The organism is Janthinobacterium violaceinigrum, from assembly GCF_009208555.1.
Taxonomy (GTDB): Bacteria; Pseudomonadota; Gammaproteobacteria; order Burkholderiales; family Burkholderiaceae_D; genus Janthinobacterium; species Janthinobacterium violaceinigrum.
The window spans coordinates 1-8034 of record NZ_WFLI01000071.1; the positions used below are offsets into that span (position 1 = coordinate 1).

The 8034-nt window shown below is 65.4% G+C and carries 10 protein-coding genes; 3 read left to right on the top strand and 7 right to left on the bottom strand.

The features are described 5' to 3' along the window. Positions 1 to 584: type IV pilus assembly protein FimV (locus GCN75_RS28375; RefSeq protein ID WP_405002840.1), on the bottom strand; the 584-nt coding region annotated here is incomplete at its 3' end. A 172-nt stretch (positions 585 to 756) separates the two neighbouring features. Here GCN75_RS28375 and fumC point away from each other — a divergent pair. From fumC to GCN75_RS28390, 3 genes are all read left to right on the top strand, one after another. Then, positions 757 to 2151 carry a class II fumarate hydratase gene (gene fumC, locus GCN75_RS28380; RefSeq protein WP_152285326.1) on the top strand — a complete coding sequence of 465 codons (1395 nt, stop codon included), beginning with the start codon at positions 757 to 759 and terminating at the stop codon, positions 2149 to 2151. Between the two features lie 95 nt (positions 2152 to 2246). Next, on the top strand, positions 2247 to 2468 hold the full coding sequence (locus GCN75_RS28385; RefSeq protein ID WP_035825476.1) for an RNA-binding S4 domain-containing protein: 222 nt from the start codon (positions 2247 to 2249) through the stop codon (positions 2466 to 2468). Between the two features lie 125 nt (positions 2469 to 2593). Further along, positions 2594 to 2878: a hypothetical protein gene (locus GCN75_RS28390; RefSeq protein WP_034759786.1), complete on the top strand. Its 285-nt coding sequence runs from the start codon at positions 2594 to 2596 to the stop codon at positions 2876 to 2878. Between the two features lie 4 nt (positions 2879 to 2882). Here the strand turns inward: GCN75_RS28390 and bufB are convergent, their stop codons facing one another. From bufB to GCN75_RS28420, 6 genes are all read right to left on the bottom strand, one after another. Beyond that, positions 2883 to 4505: an MNIO family bufferin maturase gene (bufB, locus tag GCN75_RS28395; protein ID WP_152285327.1), complete on the bottom strand. Its 1623-nt coding sequence runs from the start codon at positions 4503 to 4505 to the stop codon at positions 2883 to 2885. An 18-nt stretch (positions 4506 to 4523) separates the two neighbouring features. Further along, positions 4524 to 4826, bottom strand: coding sequence for a BufA1 family periplasmic bufferin-type metallophore (locus GCN75_RS28400; protein ID WP_152285328.1), 303 nt, complete (start codon positions 4824 to 4826; stop codon positions 4524 to 4526). Positions 4827 to 5136: 310 nt separating this feature from the next. Then, complete coding sequence (locus tag GCN75_RS28405; RefSeq protein WP_152259671.1) at positions 5137 to 5337, bottom strand: YjfB family protein; 201 nt, start codon at positions 5335 to 5337, stop codon at positions 5137 to 5139. A gap of 57 nt (positions 5338 to 5394) precedes the next feature. After that, positions 5395 to 5919, bottom strand: coding sequence for a molybdopterin-guanine dinucleotide biosynthesis protein B (mobB, locus tag GCN75_RS28410; protein ID WP_152285329.1), 525 nt, complete (start codon positions 5917 to 5919; stop codon positions 5395 to 5397). Positions 5920 to 6056: 137 nt separating this feature from the next. After that, positions 6057 to 7583, bottom strand: coding sequence for an alkaline phosphatase family protein (locus tag GCN75_RS28415; protein WP_152285330.1), 1527 nt, complete (start codon positions 7581 to 7583; stop codon positions 6057 to 6059). 100 nt (positions 7584 to 7683) lie between these two features. Beyond that, positions 7684 to 8034, bottom strand: a 351-nt coding sequence (locus GCN75_RS28420) for a general secretion pathway protein GspB (protein WP_193317698.1), incomplete at its 5' end; no start/stop codon positions are given.

An 8034-nucleotide genomic window follows, 5' to 3' on the forward strand; every position in this document is an offset into this window, starting at 1 on the left:
TGTTCGTTCAGGTTGCCCGTGATTTCTTCCGTCAGCTGCAGGGTGATTTCAGGAAAGCGTTCGCGCGCGGCGGCATCGGGCGCCGGCGCGGCGGACGCGGTACGCGGCAATGGCACGGGGACAGACACAGGCGCCGGAACGGCAGGCCTGGCTGGCGCGCTGGCCGCGACGATGGCGGCGGGCGGTGCCGGCGTCAGCCACAAGGTGCCCAGGCGCACGATGGCGCCACTGCCATTGCCCAGCAATAAATACAGGTGCACATGGCCTGCCTGGATCGCTTGCCGCGTGCTCACGCGCACATAGTGACGCCCAGCGCGCTCCAGCGGGCTGATCGTCAAGGTCTGCAGGGCCGGATCCATGCCGATGCCGCCGCCCCGGTACACATCGGGCGACGCCAGGCGCACGGTCACGCCATTGGCTTCCTCGGGCGCCAGGGCCGTCAGTTCGATCTCGGCCAGCAAGGGCTGGCCCACATGCGACAGCACGACCATGTCACCCAGCTCGGCCGCCATGGCGGGCGGCAAGGCCAGGCTGGCGGCGGCGCACGCGATCAGGGACCAACGGGGAAGGATGCTGCTCTGCATGGACTGATCGCTTTGATAACAGGATAAATAAGGGCTACTCGCCTCTCTTTAACGGCAGGAAATCGCAAAAATATAGATGGGCCAGGGCAAAAATGATGCAATACAGCATCATCCTGTGCCTTTTTGACGTCTGGAGTACACTCGATCCACCTCCATCGATGAAAGGGATGCCATGAGTAGCAGAATCGAACGCGACAGTTTCGGCCCGATCGACGTACCCGCCGACCGGCTTTGGGGAGCGCAAACGCAGCGCTCGCTCGAGCACTTCCATATCTCCACGGAAAAGATGCCGCCCGAACTGATCGCCGCCCTGGCCACCGTCAAGCGCGCGGCCGCCCACGTCAACCTGGACCTGGGCCTGTTGGATGGCAAGAAAGCCATCGCCATCACACAGGCAGCCGACGAAGTGCTGGCCGGCAAGCATGACGCGGAATTCCCGCTGGCCGTCTGGCAGACGGGGTCTGGCACGCAAAGCAATATGAACATGAATGAAGTGCTGGCCAACCGCGGCTCCGAGCTGATCGGTGGTTTGCGGGGCGCCGAGCGCCTTCTGCACCCGAACGACGATGTCAACCTGGGCCAGTCCTCGAACGACATCTTCCCCACCGCCATCCACGTGGCGGCCGCGCTGGCCGTCGCCAACACCGTCTTGCCGCCCTTGCGCCAGCTGCGCGCCACCCTGGACGCGAAAGCGACGGAATTTGCCGACATCGTCAAGATCGGCCGCACCCATTTGCAGGATGCGACCCCGCTGACCCTGGGCCAGGAATTTTCCGGCTACGTGGCGCAACTGGACTTTGCCGAGCACATCATCACGGCATCGCTGCCGCCGCTGCTGCAGCTGGCCGCCGGCGGCACGGCCGTGGGTACGGGCTTGAATGCCCACGTGGAATTTGCCAGCCGCATCGCGGCAGAACTGGCGCGCCTGACGGGGCAGCCGTTCGAGACGGCCAGCAACAAGTTTGCCGCACTGGCCGCCCACGACGCCCTGGTCGCCGCCCATGGCGCGCTGAAAACCCTGGCCACGGCCCTGATGAAGATCGCCAACGACGTGCGCTGGATGGCGTCCGGCCCCCGTTCCGGCCTCGGCGAAATCACCATTCCCGAGAACGAGCCGGGCAGCTCCATCATGCCGGGCAAGGTCAACCCCACGCAGTGCGAAGCGCTGACCATGCTGTGCTGCCAGGTATTCGGCAACGACGTGGCCATCACGGTGGGCGGCGCCTCGGGCAATTTCGAGCTGAACGTGTTCAAGCCCTTGATTGCGCACAACTTCCTGCAAAGCGCGCGCCTGCTGGGCGACGGCATGCGCAGCTTCGACGAGCATTGCGCCCACGGCATCGCACCGAACCGTGACCGCATCGCCGAACTGATGGAGCGCTCCCTGATGCTGGTCACGGCCCTGGCGCCCCACATCGGCTACGACAAAGCAGCGCAAATCGCCAAGCAGGCCCAGCACGAAGGCACGACCTTGAAGGAAGCGGCGCTGGCCCTGGGCTTTGTGACGGAAGAGCAATTCGGTGCCTGGATCGTGCCATTGGAAATGACGCGCCCCAACAAAAGCTGACGTCCACCCTGCATTGCTGGCGGCTTCAGGTAAACTATGACTTAGTTGAGGTCGTCATCAAGTGTTTAAAACACATCATTGCAATAAGGGATACAATGCAAAAAGTAAGCTTTGATTTAACATCCGAGTTCGTCGAGCTGAACCAGCTGCTGAAGCTGGTCGGCCTGTGCGACAGTGGTGGCGCAGGCAAGGTCATGGTCGATAGCGGCGTGGTGAAGGTCGATGGCAAGAAGGAATTGCGCAAGACCGCCAAGATCCGCGCCGGCCAGGTCGTCAGCGTGGGCGATATCCGTATCACGGTCGTCGCTCCTGTCTGACCCCGGCATGGGGCGCGAAAGCAGCCCCATGCATCGAGCCTGCACCGCTGCCAGCCCGGCTGCCTGGATCAAGCTGCACCACGTCGCTATTGTCAGATAAATATCGATTGCAGAGGGGAAGCGCCATGGACCATCCCGAACAAGGTACGCGCAGCCAGGAACGCCTGATCGGCGACTTGCGCCAGGTAATAGAAAACGCGGAAGAATTGCTGCGTAACACAGACAAATACACCAGCAGCCTGTACCAGAGCGCCCGCGCCAGGCTGGAACTGGCCCTCGTCGCAGCCACTGCCGAGCTTGCCCGCTTCGAAGAGGAGCAAGTCACGCGCATGATGGACGCCACCCTGGCCGCGAATGCCCTGTACCGCGATCAGACGGGCGAAGCGCGCCTGCTGCGGGCCTTCGAGTAAACCCTCACGCCATCAACACCGCATGCGCCAGCCACTGACGCAAGTGCGCCGCCAGGTCGAATGCGGGGTCCAGCTCGAACGCCGCATCAAGCGCGGCGCCAAACGCCTGCCCCTGCTGCAAGGCCAGCAAGGCGGCATGCGCAGCCCCATCCAGTAGCAGCACCTGCACCTTCCAGCGCGTCCGGCAGACCAGTGCATGGCTGGCCGCCTGCATCTCCTGCGGAAACATTCCCTGCCCGTCCCCTTCCTGATGAGCCTGCCACAAGGCCCCCACTTGCCAGTCCGATTCCAGCAAGGCGCAGGCGGGATGCAAGGCAAAACGGCGCGCTTCCAGCTGATCGGGAGGCAGGGCGGTCAAGGCCTCGGGCGCCAGTGCCGGCGCAGCGGGCGCGTAATGGGCCCGGTGCACGGCCCATTCCAGGCGCGCCATGTCGGGCAGATAGGGCAAGGCGGCCACATGCGGGAAAGTGGCCAGAAAATCGGCGAAACGGGCGCCAAACTGGTTCAAATCCGCGTTATCGGATGGCATCTGCCGGCCATACGCGCGCGCCAGGCCGCCAAGGAATTCCTCGCCCACCAGCGCCAGCACGACGGGATAAGCCTGGCCCAGGGTGCGGCGCCAGGTGGCGCTCATATTGCCGCGATACAGTGCGAAACGCTGCGGTACCGCCGCTCCCGCGAACGGTGGCAAGACTGCCGCCGTATCGAGCAAGGCCGTGGCAAACGCCTGCTGGCCGGCCGCCAGCGCATCGCTCTCCGACACGGGCGGCGGCGGTGGCAGCAGCGCTCCCTGCCATGGCGCCTGCGGCGCATGGCGCGCCAGCATGGCTTGCGCCTTGCCCGCCTCGCCCAGCAGGATATCGAGGGCGGGCAAGTCCGTATCCCATTCGACCAGGGTGGGCACGGCGCCAAAGCGCAGCAAGGCGGCCGCATACAAGTCCCAGACAGGAGCGGCCACGACAGCGCCATGGTGGTCGATCACGGCATGCGGCGTTACCAGATGGCCGCCCAGGTGCAGCTCGCCCACGCTGCCGGGCGCGATGGACTGCATGGCCGTCAAGGCATCTTCACCGTGATTGCACTGGTTCACATACAGATTATTGATATCGAGCAGCAGCCCGCAGCCGCTGCGGCGCGCCAGCTCCGCCAGGAATTGCGCTTCGCTCATGGCGTCGTCGGCAAAGCGCAGGTAAGTGGAGACATTCTCCAGCAAGATCGGCCTTTTCAGCGCATCCTGCACGCGCCCCACCCTGGCGCACAGCAAATCGAGGGCGGCGCCATTCAAGGCCAGCGGCAGCAAATCATTGAGTTGCTGCTGCGCCACGGCGCCCCAGCACAGGTGTTCCGACACGAGGACCGGCTCGACGCGCTCCACCACGGCGCGCACGCGCCGCAAATGGCTGTCGGAAAAGCCGCCCGCGGAACCCAGCCCCAGCCCCACGCCATGCAGGCTGAGCGGGTAATCCTGGCGCAGGGTATCCAATACATGACTATCCCAGCCCGACGGTTGCAGATAATTTTCGGTATGCACTTCCAGCCAGCCCACGGGGGGCCGACGTTCCAGGAAATCGCGGTAGTGCGCGGCGCGCAGGCCGACGCCGGCAAGCGCCTGGATGGGCTGCGGCATGGAAGGCTGGCGGACGCTTTAGGGTTGCGTGGCCGGCTTGGCAGCCTTGCTGGCCTTGATGGGCTTGACGGAGCCGCCCGCCTGTTCGCACGTGCCCTTGGCAACATACGTCCATTCCGTGGGCAGGTTGTCCGCCTCCGCCTGGCCCGCGCAGGAATGCGCGCCATCGGACGAGGCGCAATCGTTCTGCCCGGCCTTGGCCACGCCGTAGCATTTTTCCTTGTCGCCGGGGGCGGGACCATCGTGCGCAGCCGCGTTGACGGTGGTGCCGGCACAGATGCCCGCGAGGGCGGCGGCGATGAGAGCTTGACGTTTGTTCATGGGGAATCCTCTTGCATGGGTCAAAGTAATCGGTAAGCGGTAAGCGATAAACAAGCGCTACGCCATGGCGCGCCTCGGGCTGCGCCATGGGCAAGGCGCGGCCGTGGACGTCATTTTACTGAATCGGCCGTGCCATGGCGAACTATGGTCAATTAGTCAACAAAACAGGGCAGACAGGGAGGGGCGGCGATGCCGGATACGGCATAGAAAAAACAGGGAAGAAAAAACAAACACGCCCACGCGCCACCGTCGGCGACGGTGGTGTGGGCATGGGTACGGCGAGCGCCAGGCTGGCGCCGCGTGACTACGCTCAGGCGGTCGTGTTGATGCGGTTACCGAGGTGAGCCGGCAGATTCGGCGCCGACTGTATCGGTGGCAACGCTTCCAGCAAGGCCGTGGCAGTCGAACTTTGAATATCCTGGGCTTTTTTCAGGACAGTCAAGCCGACGGCTTGCCGCGTACCTGTCTCCGCCATCGTGGTTGACAGTTGAGCAATGCTTCCGACGTCCATACGTTTCTCCAATGAGGTTCTACCCCTGTTAACGGATGCCGCCGGCAAACCTTTAGCTTATTTTTCCAGTCTGTGCAGCAGCCAGGCCAGCACGTGCTCGCGCGCATTCAAGTCCAGCCATTGCACGCCTTCGCGCAAGTCCGCTGGCGCGGGGCTGTCCGACGCCACGGCGATCACATGCGGGTCATGCGGATACAGGGGTGCCTGCCCCACTTCCGGACGGAACACTTCCAGCTTGGGAATGGGATCCGTCTTGAAACCCTCCACCAGGGTCAGGTCTGCCGGCCCCATGCGGGCCAACTGCTGCGCCAGGCTGGGCTCGGGCGCACCGCGCAGCTCATGCACGATGGCAAAACGGTACGGCGATGCCACCAGCACTTCCGCCGCGCCAGCCAGGCGCAGGCGGGCGCTGTCCTTTTGCGGCGGTTCCAGCGCCAGGTCATGGTGGCTGTGCTTGACCAGGTTGACGCGCAAGCCGCGCGCCGCCAGTTCCTTCACCACAAATTCCAGCAGGGTCGTCTTGCCGCTACCGGAACGGCCGATCACCCCGAGTACCGGGTGTGCGGGCATCGCATCGTGCATGGTCACTCCTTGATTGAGAAGGAATGATTATACGCAGCCCCACCCGCGCCGCCGCGTGGCGCAAGCGCCCTGCCTCGCCCAGGTCAAGCGCCGCAACAATTTCCGCTGGGCATAACACCTGCGGACGGTGTCCGGGCTCAGCGGCCGCCCCCATCCACCGTGCCCTTCGCGCGCCTCGCGCCGGCGGGCATCCCCTTGCCGCGCCGTCCCTCGCGGGACTCGCCCTGCTGCTGCGTGCCGGCCTCGTCCGCCGGCCGCCGGCGCCGGCCTGCCGACTTCGGCGCTGTCTTGCCATTCGCCGCCTGCGCATTCCTGGCCGTGCGCGCCAATTGCCGATGCGCAGCGATTGCGCCCGCCTCGGCGTCGGATTGCCCGGGCACGGGGCGCACAGCGGCCCGCTCGCCAGCGGGCGCCAGGTCCGTATCCAGCTGGCCGGCCGATGCGGGCGGGGCGAAATCCTGCGCCCGCACATCCGCTTCCCAGGCGGCGCGCTGCGCCAGCACCGTGGCGGGCGCGGCAGGCGCCACGCGGGGCTGCGTCAGGTCCAGCACGGCACCAAAGCCGCTGGCGGCCGCCACGCGCGCGCCCATCTGGGGCAAGGCGCCGTCGGCAGCGCGGCAAAAGCGCTGCAGGATGGTTTTGATAATCGACGTGTGGTCGTACACCTGGTGGCTGACGCTGCCGGACGCAATCAGCGGCGACACGAGCAGCATGGGCACGCGCACGCCGTACTGACGAAACGCCGGGTCGTCATCCACGGCGGCGGGCGGCGGCACATGGTCGAAAAAGCCGCCGTGTTCGTCATAGCTGAGGATCAGCAAGGTCCGCGGCCAGGCCGGACCACGCGACAGGGCCTGGTAGACCTGCGCCACCAGCGCCTGGCCGGCGCGGATATCGGCCGGCGGGTGGTCGTCATTGTCGAAGAAATGGGGATCGATCCAGCTGACCGACGGCAAGGTGCCCGCCAGCGCATCGCCGATGAAGCCATAGCGGCGCGCGCTGGAGCCGAAGGGCTCGTAGCATTCGGACGAGCGGTAGTGGTCGTCGCTGAAGGCCAGGCTCCAGGGTTTCCAGGCGGAATAAAACTTCCAGCTGACCTGGGCCCGGTCCAGGTGGCGCACGAAGGACTTGTTTACGTACAGGGGCACGCGCTTGCTGTCCTTGCTGCCGGCTGCCTTGCCGCTGATCGCATACAGGCGGTTGGGCCAGGTGGCGCCCGGCACGGAGCTGTAGCAGCGGTCGCAGACGCAGAACTGCTGCGCCAGGAAATCGTACATGGGCAAGTCGGCCCCATTGTAGTAGCCCATCACCAGGTCGATGTCGGGGTCGCCCGGATGCGTTTGCGCATAGTCGTCGACGAAGCCGCCGTTATTGTTTTGCAATTGCTGCGCTACCGACGTGCCCGTATGCGACGGGTCTTGCTGCGGGCCGAAGGCCGTGCGCTGCAAATGGTGCACGCGATACGTCTTGCCAGCATGCAGGTTGGCATGGCCGGCTTGCAAGCCGTCGATGTCGGCGCGCCCGCCTTCCAGGCTCAGGTAGCCGAGCATGTGGTCGAACGAGCGGTTTTCCATCATCAGCACGACGATGTGGTCGATGCGCGCCAGGTTTCCCGGCACATCCGCATCCAACGCATCCTCGGCAGCAGCTACGGCAGCGATCATCGGAACTCCCCGGCCACGCGCACGGGCGCAGCAATTCTGGTTCGACCAGGCCAGGCCAGTATCGTTCAGCTGCTACGGCCCGGCCTTGATGTGCAACAACTCAGTACGGCACGCGGTAGCGGTAGCCCTTGAAACTGAAGATGGCGGCCTTCGGCTGCAGCTTTTCCAGCACCAGGCCGGGAGCCAGTTCCTCGCCCTCGTGGCGCAGGACTTTGTCGATCAACAACAGGCGGTCGGCCGGATTCTTCGAATAGATATAGCCGCCGATGGCGACGGGCGGGATCTGCCGCTGTATCGGCTCGGGCAAGTCGCGCATGCCGGGCACGTTGTCCTCGGCGCCAGGCGCGGGCGCGGGCACGGCAGGCGCGGGAGCCTGAGCGGAAACGGGCGGCGCGGCCTGGCCCGGCGTCTCCTGCTGCGGTTCCGGCACGGGCCTGGCGTGGTGCACGGG

Bases quoted from the DNA above. Each gene is read 5' to 3' on its own strand.
- GCN75_RS28390 (WP_034759786.1), top strand. From the start codon at position 2,594: ATGGACCATCCCGAACAAGGTACGCGCAGCCAGGAACGCCTGATCGGC.
- GCN75_RS28400 (WP_152285328.1), bottom strand. From the start codon at position 4,826: ATGAACAAACGTCAAGCTCTCATCGCCGCCGCCCTCGCGGGCATCTGT.
- GCN75_RS28405 (WP_152259671.1), bottom strand. From the start codon at position 5,337: ATGGACGTCGGAAGCATTGCTCAACTGTCAACCACGATGGCGGAGACA.
- bufB (WP_152285327.1), bottom strand. From the start codon at position 4,505: ATGCCGCAGCCCATCCAGGCGCTTGCCGGCGTCGGCCTGCGCGCCGCG.
- fumC (WP_152285326.1), top strand. From the start codon at position 757: ATGAGTAGCAGAATCGAACGCGACAGTTTCGGCCCGATCGACGTACCC.
- mobB (WP_152285329.1), bottom strand. From the start codon at position 5,919: ATGCACGATGCGATGCCCGCACACCCGGTACTCGGGGTGATCGGCCGT.
- GCN75_RS28415 (WP_152285330.1), bottom strand. From the start codon at position 7,583: ATGATCGCTGCCGTAGCTGCTGCCGAGGATGCGTTGGATGCGGATGTG.
- GCN75_RS28385 (WP_035825476.1), top strand. From the start codon at position 2,247: ATGCAAAAAGTAAGCTTTGATTTAACATCCGAGTTCGTCGAGCTGAAC.